This is a genomic window from Neogemmobacter tilapiae (genome assembly GCF_014652215.1).
GTDB classification, from domain to species: Bacteria; Pseudomonadota; Alphaproteobacteria; order Rhodobacterales; family Rhodobacteraceae; genus Neogemmobacter; species Neogemmobacter tilapiae.
In genome coordinates this window covers 116,376-134,432 of sequence record NZ_BMYJ01000002.1, presented here as the reverse complement: position 1 = coordinate 134,432, position 18,057 = coordinate 116,376, and the positions used below count along the sequence as shown (strand labels likewise).

The following is an 18,057-nucleotide window of genomic DNA, read 5'->3' as shown; positions in this document are numbered from 1 at the left end:
GGTTCAGCCCTAATCCATATCTAAGCCACCGTGCGCTGGGGCAAGCAACAACCCCGCACTAGGCCGTCAGCCCCTTTGGTTCCGCCAGACCATTCGCGCGGCAGGCGGCGGTCAGCGTGTTGGCCAAGAGGCAGGCAATTGTCATCGGGCCGACCCCACCCGGCACCGGGGTAATCGCCCCCGCCACGGCCGAGGCGCTGGCGAAATCGACATCGCCAACCAGTTTGGTTTTGCCGTCCCGCTCGATCCGGTTGATGCCCACGTCGATCACCGTGGCCCCCGGCTTTACCATGTCGCCCGTGATCATCTCGGGCCGTCCCACGGCGGCGACGAGGATATCCGCCCCGCGGCAGACGGCGGTCAGATCCTTGGTGCGGGAATGGGCAATCGTGACGGTGCAGCTGTCGCCCAGCAGCAGTTGCGCCATCGGTTTGCCGACGATGTTGGACCGCCCCACCACCACCGCATTCATCCCCGAAAGCGAGCCATGATGATCGCGAAGCATCATCAGGCAGCCCAAGGGCGTGCAAGGCACCATCGCCTTTTGGCCCGTTCCCAACAGCCCCACGTTCGAAATGTGAAAGCCATCGACGTCTTTGGCGGGGTTGATGCTGTTGATAACAAGGTCAGAGTCTAAGTGACCGGGCAGCGGCAGTTGCACCAGAATGCCATGCACCGCCGGGTCGTTGTTCAGCTTGTCGATAAGCGAAAGCAAGGTCGCCTCGTCCGTGTCGGCGGACAGCTTGTGTTCGTAGGAGTTCATGCCGACCTCGACGGTCTGCTTGCCCTTGGCGCCGACATAGACCTGGGAGGCCGGATCCTCACCGACCAGCACCACGGCCAGACCGGGAACAAGACCATTCTCTTCCTTGAGCCGGGCGACATGCGCCGCAACCTGTTCCCGTACCCGTGCTGCAAAGGCCTTGCCGTCAATGATCTTTGCCATCATTCCGAACCCTTCCCCAATTTCTCTTCCTCGCGGGCAATCGACCAGTCGATCAGCCGCCGCCACAGGCTTTCGGCCAGATCGGGGTCAAGCCCCTGCCCCGCCGCATGGCCGCGCACATTGGCGACCACTTCTTCCACCCGGTCGTCCAGCCGCGCGGCCAAGCCGATGCCCGCCTTGATCGCCGCCGCCCGGTCGATATAGCCCGCGCGTTCCACCAAAAGGGCCACCAACGCGCGGTCCAGCCGGTCAATTTCAACCCGCACATCCGCCATGCTGTCGCATTCTGCTGCCGTCTTCATGCGTCACCCTTGCCTTTGTCGCCCGCTTCATAGGCGGGCGACAAGGCCGGGGCAACGGCCTGATCGGCAAGGCTCGTCAGAACAGCCCCTCGACATGGCCTTGGTCGTTCAGGCGGATCACCTCGGCGGATGGCACTTTGGGCAGGCCGGGCATGGTCATGATTTCCCCGCAGATCACCACGATGAAGCCCGCCCCTGCGGAAAGCCGCACCTCGCGCACTGGAACAGAATGGCCAGTGGGTGCGCCGCGCAGGTTTGGATCGGTGGAGAAGGAATACTGCGTTTTCGCCATGCAGATCGGCAGATGGCCGTAACCTGCCGCCTCCCACGCTTTCAGCTGATCGCGGATCGACTTGTCGGCCAGCACCTCATCGGCGTGATAGATGCGCTTGGCGATGGTTTCGATCTTTTGGAACAGTGGAAGATCGTCACCATAAAGCGGTGCAAAGCTGGCCGCGCCGCTTTCGGCCAAGGCCACCACCTTATGCGCCAGATCCTCGATCCCCGCGGAACCTTGCGCCCAGTGTTTGCAAAGGATCGCCTCAGCCCCCTGGGCGGCCACGAATTCCTTGACGGCCTGAACTTCGGCATCCGTATCGCTGAAGAAATGGTTGATTGCCACCACCACAGGAACGCCAAAGGATTTGACGTTCGAGATATGCCGCCCAAGGTTCGGGCAGCCCTTTTTCACCGCCTCGACATTTTCCGCCCCAAGATCAGCCTTGGCCACGCCGCCGTTCATCTTCATCGCGCGCACGGTGGCGACGATCACAGCGGCAGAAGGTTTCAGCCCGGCCTTGCGGCATTTGATGTCAAAGAATTTCTCGGCCCCAAGGTCGGCCCCAAAGCCTGCTTCGGTGACAACATATTCGCCCAGACGCAGGGCGGTTTTGGTGGCAATGACGGAGTTGCAGCCATGGGCGATGTTGGCGAAAGGCCCGCCATGCACGAAGGCCGGGTTGTTTTCCAAGGTCTGCACAAGGTTTGGCTGCATGGCGTCTTTCAGCAGCACCGTCATCGCGCCGTCGGCTTTCAGGTCGCGACAATAGATCGGCTTTTTGGCGCGGGTATAGGCCACGACGATGTCGCCCAGCCGCTTTTGCAAATCTTCCAGATCGTTCGAGAGACAAAGGATCGCCATAACCTCAGACGCCACGGTGATGTCAAAGCCGGTCTGGCGGGGGAAGCCGTTCGACACGCCACCAAGGTTCACCACCATGTCGCGCAGGGCGCGGTCGTTCATGTCCATCACCCGCCGCCAGACGATGCGGCGCGCGTCGATGTCGAGTTCATTGCCCCAATAGATATGGTTGTCGATCATCGCGGACAGCAGGTTGTGCGCGCTGGTGATGGCGTGGAAGTCACCCGTAAAATGGAGGTTCATTTCCTCCATCGGCACGACCTGCGCATAGCCGCCCCCCGCAGCGCCGCCCTTCATGCCGAAATTCGGACCCAGAGAGGCCTCCCGGATACAGACCACCGCCTTTTTGCCGATGCGGTTCAGCCCGTCGCCTAGGCCCACGGTGGTGGTGGTCTTGCCCTCGCCCGCAGGCGTTGGGTTGATGGCGGTGACAAGGATCAGCTTGCCCTCGGTGCGTCCAGCGATGGATTTGATGAAGTCCTGCCCGACTTTGGCCTTGTCATGGCCATAGGGCAGCAGATGTTCCGAGGGGATTCCCAGTTTCGCGCCAATCTCTTGGATCGGCTTTTTCTTTGCTTCGCGTGCGATCTCGATATCGGTCTTGACGGCCATCGGTTCCTCTCTCGGTGCCCTGCCCCTTTGCGATTGTTAGCATTGGCCCGGCGATGATTTGTGCGGATTCCGACCTGTCGCGGTCGGAAACGTCCTCGATGGCGTGCTTGCCCGGACGGCGCGTCTGCGTTAACCTTTTCTTAACCATTTTCAGGCGCGGCCCGGCGACGGGTATTTTTATGACGAAAGGAGATCTGCCATGGCGGATGATGTTTATGATGCGGCAGGTTTGGCGACGAATGCGGGTGAGACGTTCAACGATGTGGATGGCGTGGATTGGCTTGTCCTGAGCGGCAGCTATAGCGATGCTTCGACACTGGATCTTAGAAACGCCTTCAGTGATGGTGTGGCGACACAGGCCGAGGCCGTCATTTTTCACAACGGCACCACGCGGACGCTTTGGATCAACGGTTTGATCGAAAATGTTCGGGGCAGCGACAGCCGCGACTGGATCAGAGGCAACCAAGTCAACAACATCCTTTACGGCGATCAGTCAGAGAACGGTGCTGGCGGGATCGATACGCTGCGCGGTGAGGGTGGGAACGACACGATCTTTGGCGGGTCAGGCAATGATGACATCGACGGTCAAGCCGACGACGATCTGCTTTACGGCAATGACGGCAACGACAACATCGTTGGCGGGGAGGGTGTTGACGTCATTGAGGGCGGGGCCGGGGCGGATACGTTGGATGGTGGGGCCGACGCGGGCGACACGGTCCGCTATGACAGTTCCGATGCCGGGGTCAGCATCGCACTTGGCACCGGCTATGCGACGGTCAGCGGTGGGCATGCACAGGGTGATCAGGTCTATGGCTTTACAGATGTGAACGGATCGGCTTTTGGCGATGTGATCCGTGACGCACTGGCCAATAGCATCACCAACAATCTGTTTTCGGGCGAAGGAGGCCATGACAGACTGTTTCTGGGTGGCGGCAATGATACCGGCCTTGGCGGCGATGGACAGGATCAGATCAGCGGACAAAGCGGCAGGGACAACCTTTTTGGCGGGGCCGGTGGGGATAGTTTGACCGGGGGACAAGCCAGCGACTTTCTTGTGGGCGGCAGCGGGGCTGACCGCTTCATCTTTACGTTGGCGAGTGAAAGCACGGTGGCTGTCGCTGGACGCGACCGGATCGACGATTTCAACCGGGCGCAGGGCGACAAGATTGATTTGCGTGGCATGGATGCCAAGTCAGGCGCTGGCAATCAGGCGTTTATATTTATTGGAAGCCAAGCCTTTGACGGCGACAAGGGTGATCTACGCTTTGTGAAGGCTGGGACGAATGTGGTCGTTCAGGGCGACATCAATGGCGACCGGAAAGCTGATTTTGCGATTCTGGTGGAGGATATGACCAGCCTGAGGGCGAGTGATTTTCTGCTGTGACGGGATAACAGCGCCAATTTCCGGCGCGGTGGCGAACGACTTTGGACCTGAGAGAATGGAGATTTGCCATGACGGACAATGTTTATGATGCAGTATCGGGCAGCCACGCGGGCGAGACGCTTGACGACGACGGCAGCGGGCAGGATTGGCTGACTATCAGCGGCAGTTATAATCCGCTCGAGTACAGTGTTTTGACGCTGCAATTCACTGTCGATGGAAGTTTCGTGGCCACATCAGCCCGTGCCACGATCTGGGATAGTCCCAATCTGAGCCGGACGCTGACGGTGACGGGGCTGATTGAGAACGCACGGGGCAGCGACAGCCGGGACTACATCACAGGCAATACCGGCGCGAACATTCTGTATGGCGACAATGCCGCAAGCGGGCTGGGCGGAAACGACACGATCTTTGGTGACGAAGGCAGTGACACGATCTATGGCGGCGCAGGCAATGACGAGGCCAATGGGGCCGAAGATGCCGATCTGATCTTTGGCAACGACGGTAACGACAACCTGAGTGGGGCGGGCGGCAACGACACGATCGAAGGCGGTGCTGGGGCTGATACGATGTCGGGCAGCTCGGATGCGGGCGATGTTTTGAGCTATCGAACCTCCAACGCGGGTGTGACCATCCGCTTTGAATGGGGCAGCACGATCTTTGGAATGGGCGGCCATGCTCAGGGCGACAGGATCAACGGATTTGAAGACATCGAAGGGTCGGATTTTGCCGACACTCTATCGGAAGATACCCAAGCCGGGCTTCAGGTGGCCAATGTCTTTCGGGGCTATAGCGGCAATGACCGCATGTCGCTGGGCGGGGGCAATGACACGGGGATGGGCGGGGTTGGGAATGACCAGATCAACGGTGAAGACGGCAATGACCGGCTGATTGGTGGCGCGGGCCTTGATCAGTTGAAGGGTGGAAAAGGGGCCGACCAATTGGTGGGCGAGGCGGGGGCCGACCGTTTCATCTTTGCGCTTGCCAGTGACAGCACCGTTTCCGTGGCGGGGCGGGATACGATCACCGATTTCAACCGGGGCCAGGGCGACAAGATAAATCTGGCGGGGATGGATGCGCAGTCTGGGGCGGGCAATCAGGCCTTTGATTTCATCGGAACGGCCCGGTTTACCGGCGACAAGGGCGACCTACGCTATGTCAGGGCCGGGACGGATGTGATCGTGCAGGGCGATATCAACGGCGACAAGAAGGCCGACTTTGCCATTCTGGTGGAGGATATCGGCAACTTGCGGGCCGGGGATTTTATCCTGTAGGGACAGCGGATTTCGATGGGGAGGGGGGCGTTCCACCCTTACCCCAACCAAGCCCTTTGGTCTGGGACGAACAGGGTCAGCGTATCGCCCAAGCGGAAAGTGCCTTCGCGTTCCATCCAGGCGACGATGCCCCGGCGGTCTTTGGCGGCGGCCTTGAAGGCGCGGCCGTGGCCGGGGTGGGCCTGATCGATCGGGGCGATGGGAAGGGTGCAGGGGCGGTTGTTGATGTCCACGACGATTGTTGCGCCATCCGGGCCCTGCAAGCGGGCAGAGGGGGGCAGGAAGCTGAGGTCGGGAATGCCCTCGACGACCATCGTGGCGCCCACAAGGGCGGGGTCTAAGCTGGCAAGGCCCATATCCGCCGCGATCTGGGCGAGTTCTTCGACCGAGAGGATGGAAAGCTGGCGGGTGTTGGCAATGGTGGTGTCGCGGGGATAGATGTTCGAGACTCGGCTGCAAGAGGGGCGGGTGTGGCCGCCATGCGATTCCCCCAAGGGGCCATCCAGCGTGCAGACCAGTTCGGCCAAGGGGGTAGAGGCCAGGGGGCCAAGGGTGGCCTGCACATCGCGGCCAACAACATGGCCCAGATAGGTGATCCGCCCGATATGGGTGCTTTTCTTCCAGACTGGCATTCTATCCCCAAGGAAAAGGCCCGAACCGGGGTTCGGGCCTATGGTGGTTCGGCTTAGGCCAGCGGCTCGGGTTCCATCCCGGCATCCGGCTTTTTGCGGCTGCGGGCCTTGGTCTTGGGGATGGCGATGATGGACGAGCCGCCCCCGCCCGAGGTGCTGCTGTCATCGTCGCTGTCCAGCGCCTCACCCGCAATGACCTTGGAAATCTGGTCGCCGGTCAGGGTTTCATATTCAAGCAGGCCCTTTGCGAGCCGTTCGAAATCGTCATTGCGTTCGATCAGGATCTGGCGGGCGGTTTTATAACCCTCGTCGATCAGATCTTTGACTTCCTGCTCGATCAGCTTTTTCGTTTCCGCCGAGACGGAAAGGCCCGAGGCATTGCCCTGATAACCCTCATGCGCCTCGGCATAGTCGATGTTGCCAACGGCATCGGACATGCCCCAGCGGAGGACCATGGCACGGGCCAAGGCGCTGGCCTGCTGAATGTCACCCGAGGGACCGTTCGACACCGATTCCTCGCCCCATTTGATGATCTCGGCGGCTTTGCCCGCCATCGTCATCGCAATGCGCTGCTTGCACTGGTCCTTGTGCATGTTCAGGCGGTCCATTTCGGGCAGGCTCATCACCATGCCCAAGGCACCGCCACGGGGGATGATGGTGGCTTTGTAAACCGGATCGCATTTCGGCAGGGTCATGCCCACAATCGCATGGCCCGCCTCATGGTAGGCGGTCATTTCCTTTTGTTCGGGCGTCAGGACCATCGACCGGCGTTCCGCGCCCATCATGACCTTATCCTTGGCCTGTTCAAAGTCGATCATCGTGACGAAACGCCGACCCGCCCGCGCCGCCATCAGAGCGGCTTCGTTCACAAGGTTCGCCAGATCCGCCCCAGAGAAACCCGGAGAGCCGCGGGCGATGATCCGAAGATCAACATCCGGCCCCAAGGGCACCTTGCGGGCATGGACGTTCAGGATTTTCTCGCGGCCCTTGATGTCGGGGTTCGGCACATAGATTTGCCGGTCAAAGCGCCCGGGACGCAGAAGCGCGGGGTCAAGCACGTCCTTGCGGTTGGTGGCGGCCACGATGATCACGCCATCGTTCGCCTCAAACCCATCCATTTCGACGAGAAGCTGGTTCAGGGTCTGTTCGCGTTCGTCATTGCCGCCGCCGATGCCGACACCACGGGCACGACCGACAGCGTCAATCTCGTCGATAAAGACGATGCAGGGCGCGTTCTTTTTGGCCTGTTCGAACATGTCGCGCACGCGGCTTGCCCCGACACCCACGAACATTTCAACAAAGTCGGAACCCGAGATGGTGAAGAACGGCACCCCCGCCTCGCCCGCAATGGCACGGGCCAGCAGGGTTTTACCGGTGCCGGGCGGGCCGACCAGCAAAGCGCCTTTCGGAATTTTCCCACCCAGACGGCTGAACTTTTGCGGATTGCGCAGGAATTCGACGATCTCTTCCAGCTCTTCCTTGGCCTCGTCGATGCCCGCCACATCGTCAAAGGTGACGCGGCCATGCTTTTCGGTCAGCAGTTTCGCCCGGCTTTTGCCAAAGCCCATGGCCCCGCCTTTGCCGCCGCCCTGCATGCGGTTCATGAAGAAGAACCAGACACCGATCAGCAGGATGAAGGGGAACCAGAGGCCGAGAAAAGCAAAGAGGCCGCTTTCAGCCTGGGCATCGGCCTGTACCTTGACGCCTTTGGCGACGAGGCTGGCGATAAAGCCATCGTCGCCTTCGGGGCGGATGGTGGTGTAGCGGTTGCCGTTCTTGGCCTCGACCAGCAGGCGTTCGCCGTCGATCCGGACACTGGCAATGCCGCCCTCATCCACCCTTTGAACCAGATCGGAATAGGGAAGTTCCTGGGTTGCCCCGGTCGAGGCGCTGCCGAACATGTTGAACATGGCCAGCACCAGAACCAGAAGAACGACCCAGAAGGCGATATTGCGCGCGTTGCCCACCAGCAGACTCCTTGAACCACCCGCGCCGGGCGCAGGCCTTTTCCCTAAGATAGACGGAAAGACGGCGCGTTCAATGCGATAAGATGAATAAGTCGAAGCTTCGGCAGGATGCCTGCCAATCGGTTTCGGTCCGGACGAGGGGCGCGGCCACGAGTTCATCGCCGCGCCAGACGGCGGGCAGGACGATCAGCACCTCACGCGCAAGGCCCAAGTCCCGCCATTCAGGGCAGAGGCGAAGGCCGTCAGCGCCCAAGGCGGCAAGGTGGAGGTCGGGGGCGTGGGGGCCGGTCAGGTGCCAACGATGATCCCAAAGCTGACCGGTGGGAGTTTGGTGATGGGCAATGGCCTTGGATTCGCGGGTAATCTGGATTTGGTCACGGCGGGGCCGCAGACGCGCGCCGTGCAGGGTGGCGTCGCGGCCTGCCAGAACGGATTGCAGGGCGCGGGCCAGGGCGGGACCACGGGGGCCGTGGGGGGTGCCGCTGATCCAGCGCAAGGCGGCGGCGATCATGCGGCGCTGGAGTTCGGGCGGAAGTTTGGCAAGGCCCGCGTGGTCAAGAAAAAGCGCACCCGCCTGCTCGCGACCGATCTTACGAAAGGCTTGTTGCAGGCTTTGATCCATGGCTTGGCGGGCCTGTGCCAGATGCTGGGCGGAAGCGGCGAGGGTTTCGACGGTGAGGCCCAAGGGGGCTAGAGCTGCCATCGCCTTGCGAAAGCGGACGCGGGTGAAACGGTCATCGTCGTTGGAGGGATCGTCGATCCAAGCCAACCCTTGCCCAGTCAGATACTGGCGCAGATCGGCGCGGCGGGCGGTCAGGAGGGGGCGCAGGAAGGTGACGCTGTTGTGCTGGAAGCGGGGGCGCATGCCTGCGAGACCATCGAGCCCCGCGGCGCGGGCCAGCCCCATCAGCAGGCATTCGGCCTGATCCTCGGCGGTGTGGCCCAGCAGGACGGCTTGCAGCCCCCTGCCCTGCGCCCATTCGGCCAGAAGGTCATAGCGCGCCTGACGGGCCTGATCCTGAAGGTTGCCGGTGACGGTCTGGTGATGCCAGACCAGCACCTGATGCGGGATGGAAAGCTGGGCGCAGATTTCCCCAACACGGGCGGCCTCGGCGGCGGATTCGGCGCGCAGGCGGTGGTCAACAGTGGCGGCTTGCAATCTTTGCGGTGCGCTGGCCGCTGCCAAAGACAAGGCGGCGAGACTATCCCCGCCGCCTGAAACCGCCACGCCCAGCGGTCCGTCAAAGTCGTGCAAGGCTTGGCCCATCAGGGCCAGAAGCCCGGCCTTGGTCACTGGCAACCCAGTTGGGCCATCGCCCCCTGTGCCGCCGTGGCATCGGCGGTGCCGGGAAAGCGGGTGCCTACCTCGGCTAAGGTGATGCAGGCATCGGGGATTTGCTGCAATTGACCCAAGGACTGACCCAGTTTCAGCAGGGCCTGCCCGGCCAAAGCGCCGTTCGGCGTGCCGGAAAACGCCTCAAGATAGGCGCGGGCAGCGTTGCCGGTTTCGCCCAGTTGCGCCAGTGCGTCGCCGCGCAGAAGATGCGCCTCTTGGCTTAGGGGCCCACCTTGATAGGTCTGGGCATAGGTCTGAAAGAGGTCCGCGGCGGTGCGAAAGTCACCGGAGGCGAGCACCTCCTTGGCCCGGTCAAAATCGGCTTTCTCCGCCACGGCGAGTTCCGGCCCGCCGCTGCTGGTCGTTTCAGTCGGCGTCGTGGGTGTTGCGGTTCCACCGTCGCCGCCCAAGGGTGCGGTCGGCGGCAGGTTCATGATGTCGCAGCCTTCGGTCAGCTCACACACTCGGATTTCCAGATCGCCCAAGCGCAGGGTGCCGTCCGAGGCCACCTTGTTGACCTTGATCTGAACCTGTTCCGTCTGCGCGGTCAGGCGGGACAAGGCCGCCTCGATCGCGTCCAGGCGTTGCAGGGCATCGCCGCCGGCGATGCCGGTGTTGATCCCGCCCGAGGCCACCAGTTCCTGTTTCAGCGCGTTGAACTGGGCCGAAAGGGCACCGATTTCCGCCCGGATGTCGGCCAGTGTCTGCGCCCGGTCCTGCGCCGGGGCCAACCCCGGCAGCAGGGCCAGCATGACCCCAAGAGCAAGACCACGCATCATGGTCAGACCCCCGAGCCAGCCGACAGCACCGTCACCGAACGACGGTTCTGCGAGAAGCAATCCTCGGTCGAACAGACGGCAATCGGACGTTCCTTGCCATAGGAGATGGTGCGCATCCGGTTGGCGGGGATGCCTTGCGAGATAAGGAAGTTCTGCACGGCGCTGGCGCGGCGCGCGCCCAGCGCGATGTTGTATTCGCGGGTGCCCTGTTCGTCGGCATGGCCTTCAATGATGATGGCATAGCCGGGGTTGGCCATCAGCCATTGGGCCTGACCTTGCAGCGTTACGCGGGCCTGATCGGAAAGGGTGGACTGATCGACCAGAAAGAAGACGCGGTCGCCGACCTTTTGGTTGAAATAGGCGACCGAGGTGGGGTTGTTCGGATCGCCCAAAGCGCCCGAACCGATGCCGCCCTGCCCCGGGCCGCCAACGCCGCCGGGACCGGCCCCGCCCGCGCCATAGCGGTTGGGATTGTTACAAGCCGCAAGCGTCAATGCCGCCAGCAGCAAAAGGCCTTTTGTAGTGATGCTCATCGCCTTTTCCTTTGTTCTTTGGCCCGGTCACCCGGTTCTTGCATCTTGTTTACCAGCTTTGACGCGCCCTGGGAATCGGGCGCGTCATCACGCTTTCTTACGGCAGCAGCGGCGACCAAGCGGGGTCGGAGGCGCTGGTTTCGGTAGGCACCTGTTTCAGGTTGCGCCCGGTGATGTCGACGCTGAACAGCGCGGGCTGCCCGCCTGCCCCCGCCCCTTGGCGCGTGAACATCAACACGCGACCGTTCGGGGCCCAGGTCGGGCCTTCGTCCAGATAAGAGGCGGTCAGCAGGCGTTCTTCGCTGCCATCCGTGCGCATGACGCCGATGTGGAAGCGGCCTGCATTCTGTTTGGTAAAGGCGATGTAATCGCCGCGCGGCGACCAAACCGGGGTGCCATAGCGGCCTTCGCCGTTTGAGACGCGCACCGGTTCACCGCCGCCCGCGCTCATCACATAAAGCTGCTGGTTGCCCGAACGGTCGCTTTCAAAGACGATCTGGCTGCCGTCGGGCGAATAGCTGGGGGCGGTTTCGATGGCGGGGGAGTTGGTCAGTTGCGACAACTGTCCGCTGCCCGTGTCGAGGGCGTAGATGTCAGTGTTGCCACCGCGTTCAAGGCTAAAGACGATGCGCTGGCCATCGGGGGCAAAGCGGGGGGCAAAGGTCATGGTGCCGGGCTGTTCACCCAAAGAGCGCATTTGCAGTGAACCCACATCCATCAGATAGATGGAAGGGAAACCGCTGGAATAGCTGGTGAAGAGGATCCGGTCGCCCTGGGGCGAAAAGCGGGGGGCCAGAACGATGGAGGAGGAATCGGTCAGATAGGCGACATTCGCGCCGTCCTGATCCATCACCGCAAGGCGTTTCTGGCGCTGATCTTTCGGCCCGGTTTCCGAGACAAAGACGACGCGGCTGTCAAAGTAACCGCCCTCGCCGGTGATGCGGCTGTAGACGGCATCCGCCACCTTATGCGCCATGCGCCGCCAGCCATCGGTGGTGCCGGCAAATTGCAGGCCTTCACCAAAGGGCTCGCCGGAAAAGACGTCGAACAGGCGGAATTTGACGACGACCTGCCCGCCGCTGGCGTTGACGGACCCGACGATCAGGGCTTGGGCATTGATCGCCTGCCAATCGGCATAGGCGACAGGGGCGTCAAAGTTGCTGATGCGGCTGATATGGGCGTTTTCAGGGATGGCGCGGAAAAAGCCGGTGCCTTCGAGATCGGCTTGGATGACCTGCGTCAGTGCTTGGGCATATTGCTGCGCTTCGCCGTTTTCGGCGAGGAACATCGGCAAGGCGATGGGCATGGGTTCGGGGGTCGGGGCATTCAGGTCAATCGAAATGCGGGCCTGTACGGGGGCTAAAGTGCTGGCCAGCCCACTGACGGCAAGAGCCAGCAGGGCGGCGATGCGGGTCAATCTGTTCATGCTGTCCTCGTCTGCTTTCTTTTGGTTTTCTCGGGGGCATCGGGTTATCGCAGCAGCACTTGGCTGGCGTCGAAATTCAGTTCCAACTCGCGCCAAGTTTCATATTTGTCGGGCGGCAAGGGCAGGCCATTTTTAACACATAGCGCAATGGCCCGGCGTGCCGTTTCAAACATGATCTGGGCCGAGGCGGCATCACCGTCAGTATAGCTTTTCAGAACTAGGCTGCCAGGAACCGGACGACCAGCAGGGTCAAGGTCTAGCCAGACCGTGATTTTCGTGCGCCCGGCGGCGGTCGAAACAGCGCCGATTTTCCAGCAACCGTTCAAAGCAGACCGCAATGCGTCAATCTCATTGAAAGACATGGGGCTACCTGCCAACCCGGTCCGGCTGCCCGCTTCCTGCACATCGGCCAGAATGTCGGCCAAGGGGTCTTCGGTCGGTTCTTCCGTGCCGGGGTCGGTCGCCGGAGTTTCGGTGGCGGGTTGTTCGGTGGCTGGTTCTTCCGTCGCGGGCTGTTCCGTCGGTTCCTCGGGCTGTTCCGTGGGGGTTGTCCGTTCGGGCCGCCGAGGCGGGCGACCGCTGGCGGTGGGGGCGAGGGTGGAGGCCACGTCGTCCTGATTGGCTTCGGTTAGATTGGTCTCGCCGGTGTCTTCCGGGGCGACCTCTTCCGGGGGCTCCTCGACGGGCGGCTCTTCGGGCACGACCTCTTCGCTGACGGCGGGCGTCGGCGTGGCGGCATCATCGGCGGCTTCTTCCGGCGCGTCGACAACCTCGGGCGAGACGACCTGTGAAGGCTTGGGTTTGGGGCGAACGTCGGGGTTCACCGGGGCCACCGAATCCAGCACGATTTCTGGGTTAACATTGTCATTCACCGGCGCATCCGTCACCGGGCCGGGAACCACGGGTTCCGGTTCGGTGGAGGTTTCTGGAACGGGGTCGGGCAGAGGCTCGGGTTCCGGCACTGAGTCGGGTTCGGGCAGATCCTCGGGCACCGGCTCAGGATCGCGGCGCGGTTCGGGCAGGACGGCGGGCGGCACTTCGGGTTGCGGCTCGGGCTGGGGTTTCGGCGTTGGCGGCGGCTCATCCACCGGCGGCTGCGTGGGCGTTTCCACCTCGGTCGCGGGGGCGGCAGGTTGGTCGCCTGCGGTCAGCGCCGCGAATTCCTCGGACGACATGACCGAAACATCGGTCATCTGAATCTCCACCGGCTCATGCGCGGTGAACAGCCAGTCGCCCAGCAGAACCCAAAGGATCAGCCCGACGTGACCCGAGGCAGAGATGATCGTGCCCGTTCTCACCGGCCTTAGCCCCCGTTCGCGTCCACAGCGGTCGCGCCAAAGGCGGGACCGTCGGTATCCGTCACCAGACCAATGGAATTGAACCCGGCCATGTTCAAGGCCCCCATCACCTGCGCCACGCGTTCATAGGGAACAGAGGCATCGGCGCGCAGATAGACCTTGTCGTTTTCACGCTCGGCCGCCACGGCCCGCAGTTTCGGGATCAGATCAGCATCAGGGACAGGGGTTTCCTGAATGGAAATCTGCCCATCCGCCGTGATCGTCAGCGCCAAGGGTGGCTCTTTTTCGGTCGGCAGTGCCGTGGCCGCCGTTTCCGGCATTTCGATGGGCACGCCCACCGTCAGCATCGGGGCTGCCACCATGAAGATGATCATCAGAACCAGCATCACATCCACAAACGGCGTGATGTTGATATCGGCCATAGCCGCACTGCGGCCCCTGCGGCGGCGGCCACCGCGACCCGAACCGCCTGAACCCTGAACTACACCGGCGCCCATGATCAGCTGTCCAACTGGCGCGACAGGATCGTCGCGAATTCATCGGCAAAAGCCTCATACCCGCCGACGATATGTTCGCTGTCGGCGTTCAGCTTGTTGTAAAGCATCACCGCGGGAATAGCGGCGACAAGGCCGATCCCGGTGGCCAGCAGCGCCTCGGCAATCCCCGGTGCCACGGTGGCAAGATTGGTGTTCTGGGTGGCGGCAATCTGTTCAAAGGCGTGCTTGATGCCCCAGACCGTGCCGAACAGCCCGATGAAGGGGGCGGTGGCACCCGTGGTGGCCAGGAAGGACATGCCCCGGTTCAAGCGTTCGCTTTCCTTGGCGATGGCGACATTCATCGAACGGTCAATCCGCGCCTGAGCCCCCGCGATCAAGGCCCCGTCCTGACGGTGGCTGCGCCGCCATTCGGTCATGCCGGCCGAAAAGATCTTTTCGGACGCGCCAACGGGATGCGGCCCCAGCTTTTCAAACAGCTCGTCCAAGGGTTCGCCCGACCAGAAGGCCCGGTCAAAGATATCCGCCTCGCGCTTGGCCACGCGGTACATCATGATTTTCTGGATGGCGATGGCCCAGCTCCAGAAGGACATCCCGATCAGGATGATCATCACGATTTTGACGGTAAGGGTCGCACGCGCAAAAAGCGCAAGCATAGAAAAATCCACGGCCTGCGCCGCAGTCATCACATCAGTTTCCATACGCCTGCTCGATGTTATGGTCGTTTGCCGACCTTCATTACCCTTTATCCTATCCCGATTTCAGGGGGAATGCCAACACATCTGTGTCAAAGGCGGAAAATCGCCCGGATTATTTCGTCAGATGACGGCGAATTGTGTCTGGCAGGCGGGTGGGCCGGTGGCCGGGGCCAAGGCAGACGAGGGTGACTTTGGCGGTAAAGAGGGTCTGGGCACCGCGCAGGACGGCCTGATCGAGTTCGATACGGGCGGGGGTGATCTGGGCGGCGGCGGTGGTGACGGTCAGATCATCCCAGAGATGGGCGGGTTTGAGATAGTCCGCCTCGACCCTGCGGACGGCGAAGACAAGGCCCTGTTCGGCCTGCATCTGGCGTTGGTCAAGGCCAAGGGAGGCAACCCATTCGGAACGGCCCCTTTCGATGAAGCGCAGGTAATTGGCGTAATAGACGATGCCGCCCAGATCGGTATCTTCGTAATAGACGCGGATTGGGTGCTGATGGGTCATGCTGCATGGCTAACGGGGGATGGGGGATTGGGCAAGATGCGGGCGATTGATGAGCGTCTGGTGGACGACCTGCTGCGCGAACAGTTCCCCGAATGGGCGGGGTTGCCGCTGCGGCGGGTGGATGAGGACGGTTGGGACAACCGTTCGTTCCGGCTGGGGGAGGCGATGTCGGTGCGGCTGCCAAGCGGGGCGGGCTATGCGGATCAGGTGGGGAAAGAGGCAGAATGGCTGCCTGTTTTGGCGCGGCACCTGTCGGTGCGGGTGCCTAAGGTGTTGGGTGTGGGCCAGCCGGGGGCGGGCTATCCCTTCCCATGGTCGGTGCGGGGGTGGATTGCAGGAGAGACAGCGAGCGATGCTCGGGTGGTGGATGCCGTTGGTCTGGCGGGGGAATTGGGCGGCTTCCTAAAGGCTTTGCAGGGGGTGCCATCGGTGGGCGGGCCGCCGCCGGGGAGGCATAATTTCCTGCGGGGGGGTGATCTGGCGGTTTATGATGCGGGGGCACGCGAGGGGTTGGGGCGGATTGCGGATCGGTTCGATCTGGGAAAAGGCTTGGCTATTTGGGAGCGGGCCTTGGCGTCAAGGTGGCAAGGTCCGCCTGTTTGGCTGCATGGCGATGTCGCTTGGGGGAACATCCTGCTGGATGATCAGGGGCGGCTGACGGCGATGATCGACTTTGGCTGCTGCGCGGTGGGCGATCCGGCCTGCGATCTGGTGGCGGCCTGGCGGATGTTCGACGCCCCGGCGCGGAGGGCGTTTCAGGAGGCGGTGGGGCTGGATGCGGCAACATGGGACAGGGCGCGCGGTTGGGCCTTGTGGAAATCGGCGATTACCTTGGTGGAAAGGCCCGAGGATGCTGAATCGCTGCGGGCGATGAAGGCGCTATTGGCTGGGGCTTGAGGCCAGCCGTGCCGACAGGCGGAGGGCATGCGAGGGATCGTTGGAGGCATCGGGCAGCACGCGGTCATAGGCGGCGCGGATCAGGCGGGCAATGTCGGGGGAAAGCACCGCGCGGCCTTCGGTCACGGTCAGCGCGGGCAATGCGTCAAAGGCCTGATTGCCCCAGAGGAGGATCACCTGCACGGCTTGGGTCAGGGCAATCACCTCGGCGGGGATGGAAGACATGCGGTCATCCAAGCGCAGCAGAACAAAGCCTGCGCGGATGGCCCCGTCGCTTTCATGGCGGAAGCCGCGATATTGGTTGGCACCAGCCTCGGTCAGCCGCCGGACCAGACCCGCGAGATCGGGGATCAGTTGATCGAGGCCCGGAACCTGCCCCAGTTCGGCCCAATCACGGCAGAAAAAGACCATCAGGTTCGCGCCCATTTCGGCGTCGGTCTCGGCCATGTCATGGCCTGCGACATGACAGACCGCCTGAAACGCGCCTTTGAACACGGCAAGCGTCGCATCTTCGACGCCAAAGACGACGGGCACAATGGGCCTGCGCCAGCGGGCAAAGCGATAGGCCCCGTCTGGGCCGCTGAACATCGCCTGAATGTCCATCATATCCATCAAATTCCCATGGAAACGCCGTCAGGAGGCCAGCCCCTGACGGCGTTTTGCAGGATCAGACCGCCTTGCGCAAGGCGTCGATCAGATCGGTCTTTTCCCAGCTAAAGCCACCGTCGACCTCGGCTGCGCGGCCAAAGTGGCCATAGGCGGCGGTGCGGGCATAGATCGGGCGGGTCAGACCCAGATGGGTGCGGATGCCGCGCGGGGTCAGGTCCATCGCTTGCGCCACGGCCTTTTCGATCTGCGCCTCGGGCACCGTTGCTGTGCCATAGGTATCGACATAGATCGACAGGGGTTTGGCCACGCCGATGGCATAGCTGACCTGAATGCAGCAGCGTTTCGCAAGGCCAGCCGCGACCACGTTCTTGGCCAGATAGCGGGCCGCATAGGCCGCCGAACGGTCCACCTTGGTCGGATCCTTGCCCGAGAACGCACCGCCGCCATGCGGGGCCGCACCACCATAGGTGTCGACGATGATCTTGCGCCCGGTCAGGCCTGCGTCGCCATCAGGGCCACCGATGACGAAGGTGCCGGTCGGGTTGACCCACCATTCGGTTTTGTCGGTCAGCCAGCCATCCGGCAAGACAGAACGGATATGGGGTTCGACAATGGCGCGGATGTCGGCACTGCTCTGGCTTTCCAGTGCGTGCTGGGTCGAAAGCACCAGAGACGTCACCTCGACCGGGACGCCGTTTTCATAGCGCAGCGAGAGTTGCGATTTCGCATCCGGGCGCAGGGTGGGTTCCTGCCCGGATTTGCGAACCTCGGCCAGTTTGCGCAGGATCGCATGGGCATATTGGATCGGGGCCGGCATCAGCTCGGGCGTCTCGTCCGTCGCATAGCCGAACATGATGCCCTGATCGCCTGCACCGTCGCGGTCCACGCCTTGGGCGATATGGGCCGATTGCGAATGCAGAAGGTTGGTCACTTCCACGGTTTTCCAGTGGAATTTGTCCTGCTCATAGCCGATGTCGCGCACGCAATCGCGCACGATCCCATCCACGCGTTCCTGCATCCGCGCCAGATGGGCGGGGTCGGACAGGCCCACCTCGCCGCCAACCACCACGCGGTTGGTCGTGGCAAAGGTTTCGCAGGCCACGCGGGCATTGGGTTCTTCGGTCAGGAAAGCGTCCAGAACCGCATCGGAAATCCGGTCACAGACCTTGTCGGGGTGACCTTCCGAGACGCTCTCGGAGGTGAAGACGTAAGACGAACGAGTCATTG

General features: G+C 62.4%; 18 protein-coding genes. 3 read left to right on the top strand and 15 right to left on the bottom strand.

All coding sequences use genetic code 11. The features are described 5' to 3' along the window. Positions 1-58 precede the first annotated feature (58 nt). The 3 genes from folD to IE095_RS03740 form a co-directional block, all read right to left on the bottom strand. Positions 59-949, bottom strand: a complete 891-nt coding sequence (gene folD / locus IE095_RS03750; RefSeq protein WP_189410286.1) for a bifunctional methylenetetrahydrofolate dehydrogenase/methenyltetrahydrofolate cyclohydrolase FolD — start codon at positions 947-949, stop codon at positions 59-61. Further along, positions 946-1,248, bottom strand: coding sequence for a chorismate mutase (locus IE095_RS03745; protein WP_189410285.1), 303 nt, complete (start codon positions 1,246-1,248; stop codon positions 946-948). Before IE095_RS03745 ends, folD begins: the two co-directional genes overlap by 4 nt. 76 nt (positions 1,249-1,324) lie before the next feature. Continuing rightward, on the bottom strand, positions 1,325-3,001 hold the full coding sequence (locus tag IE095_RS03740) for a formate--tetrahydrofolate ligase (protein WP_189410284.1): 1,677 nt from the start codon (positions 2,999-3,001) through the stop codon (positions 1,325-1,327). A gap of 199 nt (positions 3,002-3,200) precedes the next feature. Between IE095_RS03740 and IE095_RS03735 the strand changes: the two genes are divergently transcribed. Together IE095_RS03735 and IE095_RS03730 are read left to right on the top strand one after the other, a co-directional pair. After that, on the top strand, positions 3,201-4,385 hold the full coding sequence (locus IE095_RS03735; RefSeq protein ID WP_189410283.1) for a calcium-binding protein: 1,185 nt from the start codon (positions 3,201-3,203) through the stop codon (positions 4,383-4,385). A 68-nt stretch (positions 4,386-4,453) separates the two neighbouring features. Next, positions 4,454-5,656: a calcium-binding protein gene (locus tag IE095_RS03730; RefSeq protein ID WP_189410282.1), complete on the top strand. Its 1,203-nt coding sequence runs from the start codon at positions 4,454-4,456 to the stop codon at positions 5,654-5,656. Positions 5,657-5,694: 38 nt separating this feature from the next. On the opposite strand, the gene IE095_RS03725 is transcribed toward IE095_RS03730, so the two are convergent. The 10 genes from IE095_RS03725 to ybgC form a co-directional block, all read right to left on the bottom strand. Then, on the bottom strand, positions 5,695-6,288 hold the full coding sequence (locus IE095_RS03725; RefSeq protein ID WP_189410281.1) for an MOSC domain-containing protein: 594 nt from the start codon (positions 6,286-6,288) through the stop codon (positions 5,695-5,697). 53 nt (positions 6,289-6,341) lie between these two features. After that, entirely contained in the window at positions 6,342-8,255 is a 1,914-nt protein-coding gene (gene ftsH / locus IE095_RS03720; protein WP_268247707.1) for an ATP-dependent zinc metalloprotease FtsH, read from the bottom strand. Between the two features lie 70 nt (positions 8,256-8,325). Further along, the gene (gene tilS / locus IE095_RS03715) at positions 8,326-9,549 is read right to left on the bottom strand and encodes a tRNA lysidine(34) synthetase TilS (protein WP_189410279.1); all 1,224 of its coding nucleotides are present in this window, start codon (positions 9,547-9,549) and stop codon (positions 8,326-8,328) included. Beyond that, positions 9,546-10,367 (bottom strand): tol-pal system protein YbgF, encoded by an 822-nt coding sequence (gene ybgF / locus IE095_RS03710; RefSeq protein WP_189410531.1) that lies wholly within the window; start codon positions 10,365-10,367, stop codon positions 9,546-9,548. The genes tilS and ybgF overlap by 4 nt, the downstream gene beginning before the upstream one ends. 5 nt (positions 10,368-10,372) lie before the next feature. Then, positions 10,373-10,903 (bottom strand): peptidoglycan-associated lipoprotein Pal, encoded by a 531-nt coding sequence (gene pal / locus IE095_RS03705; protein ID WP_189410278.1) that lies wholly within the window; start codon positions 10,901-10,903, stop codon positions 10,373-10,375. Positions 10,904-11,000: 97 nt separating this feature from the next. Further along, positions 11,001-12,329, bottom strand: coding sequence for a Tol-Pal system beta propeller repeat protein TolB (gene tolB / locus IE095_RS03700; protein ID WP_189410277.1), 1,329 nt, complete (start codon positions 12,327-12,329; stop codon positions 11,001-11,003). Between the two features lie 44 nt (positions 12,330-12,373). Further along, the gene (gene tolA / locus IE095_RS03695) at positions 12,374-13,627 is read right to left on the bottom strand and encodes a cell envelope integrity protein TolA (RefSeq protein ID WP_189410276.1); all 1,254 of its coding nucleotides are present in this window, start codon (positions 13,625-13,627) and stop codon (positions 12,374-12,376) included. A 5-nt stretch (positions 13,628-13,632) separates the two neighbouring features. Further along, complete coding sequence (gene tolR / locus IE095_RS03690) at positions 13,633-14,124, bottom strand: protein TolR (RefSeq protein WP_189410275.1); 492 nt, start codon at positions 14,122-14,124, stop codon at positions 13,633-13,635. 2 nt (positions 14,125-14,126) lie between these two features. After that, complete coding sequence (gene tolQ, locus IE095_RS03685; protein WP_189410274.1) at positions 14,127-14,822, bottom strand: protein TolQ; 696 nt, start codon at positions 14,820-14,822, stop codon at positions 14,127-14,129. Between the two features lie 109 nt (positions 14,823-14,931). Beyond that, positions 14,932-15,324: a tol-pal system-associated acyl-CoA thioesterase gene (gene ybgC, locus IE095_RS03680; RefSeq protein WP_189410273.1), complete on the bottom strand. Its 393-nt coding sequence runs from the start codon at positions 15,322-15,324 to the stop codon at positions 14,932-14,934. Here ybgC and IE095_RS03675 point away from each other — a divergent pair. After that, the gene (locus tag IE095_RS03675; protein ID WP_189410272.1) at positions 15,316-16,221 is read left to right on the top strand and encodes an aminoglycoside phosphotransferase family protein; all 906 of its coding nucleotides are present in this window, start codon (positions 15,316-15,318) and stop codon (positions 16,219-16,221) included. The genes ybgC and IE095_RS03675 overlap by 9 nt on opposite strands. Here IE095_RS03675 and IE095_RS03670 read toward each other — a convergent pair. Together IE095_RS03670 and metK are read right to left on the bottom strand one after the other, a co-directional pair. Next, positions 16,204-16,833, bottom strand: a complete 630-nt coding sequence (locus tag IE095_RS03670; protein ID WP_189410271.1) for a hypothetical protein — start codon at positions 16,831-16,833, stop codon at positions 16,204-16,206. The genes IE095_RS03675 and IE095_RS03670 overlap by 18 nt on opposite strands. A 55-nt stretch (positions 16,834-16,888) precedes the next feature. Beyond that, positions 16,889-18,055, bottom strand: coding sequence for a methionine adenosyltransferase (gene metK / locus IE095_RS03665; protein ID WP_189410270.1), 1,167 nt, complete (start codon positions 18,053-18,055; stop codon positions 16,889-16,891). Positions 18,056-18,057 lie beyond the last annotated feature (2 nt).

Bases quoted from the DNA above. Each gene is read 5' to 3' on its own strand.
- IE095_RS03675 (WP_189410272.1), top strand. From the start codon at position 15,316: ATGGGTCATGCTGCATGGCTAACGGGGGATGGGGGATTGGGCAAGATG.
- ybgF (WP_189410531.1), bottom strand. From the start codon at position 10,367: ATGCGTGGTCTTGCTCTTGGGGTCATGCTGGCCCTGCTGCCGGGGTTG.
- ybgC (WP_189410273.1), bottom strand. From the start codon at position 15,324: ATGACCCATCAGCACCCAATCCGCGTCTATTACGAAGATACCGATCTG.
- folD (WP_189410286.1), bottom strand. From the start codon at position 949: ATGATGGCAAAGATCATTGACGGCAAGGCCTTTGCAGCACGGGTACGG.
- IE095_RS03725 (WP_189410281.1), bottom strand. From the start codon at position 6,288: ATGCCAGTCTGGAAGAAAAGCACCCATATCGGGCGGATCACCTATCTG.
- IE095_RS03730 (WP_189410282.1), top strand. From the start codon at position 4,454: ATGACGGACAATGTTTATGATGCAGTATCGGGCAGCCACGCGGGCGAG.
- metK (WP_189410270.1), bottom strand. From the start codon at position 18,055: ATGACTCGTTCGTCTTACGTCTTCACCTCCGAGAGCGTCTCGGAAGGT.
- tolB (WP_189410277.1), bottom strand. From the start codon at position 12,329: ATGAACAGATTGACCCGCATCGCCGCCCTGCTGGCTCTTGCCGTCAGT.
- pal (WP_189410278.1), bottom strand. From the start codon at position 10,903: ATGAGCATCACTACAAAAGGCCTTTTGCTGCTGGCGGCATTGACGCTT.
- IE095_RS03740 (WP_189410284.1), bottom strand. From the start codon at position 3,001: ATGGCCGTCAAGACCGATATCGAGATCGCACGCGAAGCAAAGAAAAAG.
- IE095_RS03670 (WP_189410271.1), bottom strand. From the start codon at position 16,833: ATGGATATGATGGACATTCAGGCGATGTTCAGCGGCCCAGACGGGGCC.
- IE095_RS03735 (WP_189410283.1), top strand. From the start codon at position 3,201: ATGGCGGATGATGTTTATGATGCGGCAGGTTTGGCGACGAATGCGGGT.
- tolQ (WP_189410274.1), bottom strand. From the start codon at position 14,822: ATGGAAACTGATGTGATGACTGCGGCGCAGGCCGTGGATTTTTCTATG.
- IE095_RS03745 (WP_189410285.1), bottom strand. From the start codon at position 1,248: ATGAAGACGGCAGCAGAATGCGACAGCATGGCGGATGTGCGGGTTGAA.
- tolR (WP_189410275.1), bottom strand. From the start codon at position 14,124: ATGGGCGCCGGTGTAGTTCAGGGTTCAGGCGGTTCGGGTCGCGGTGGC.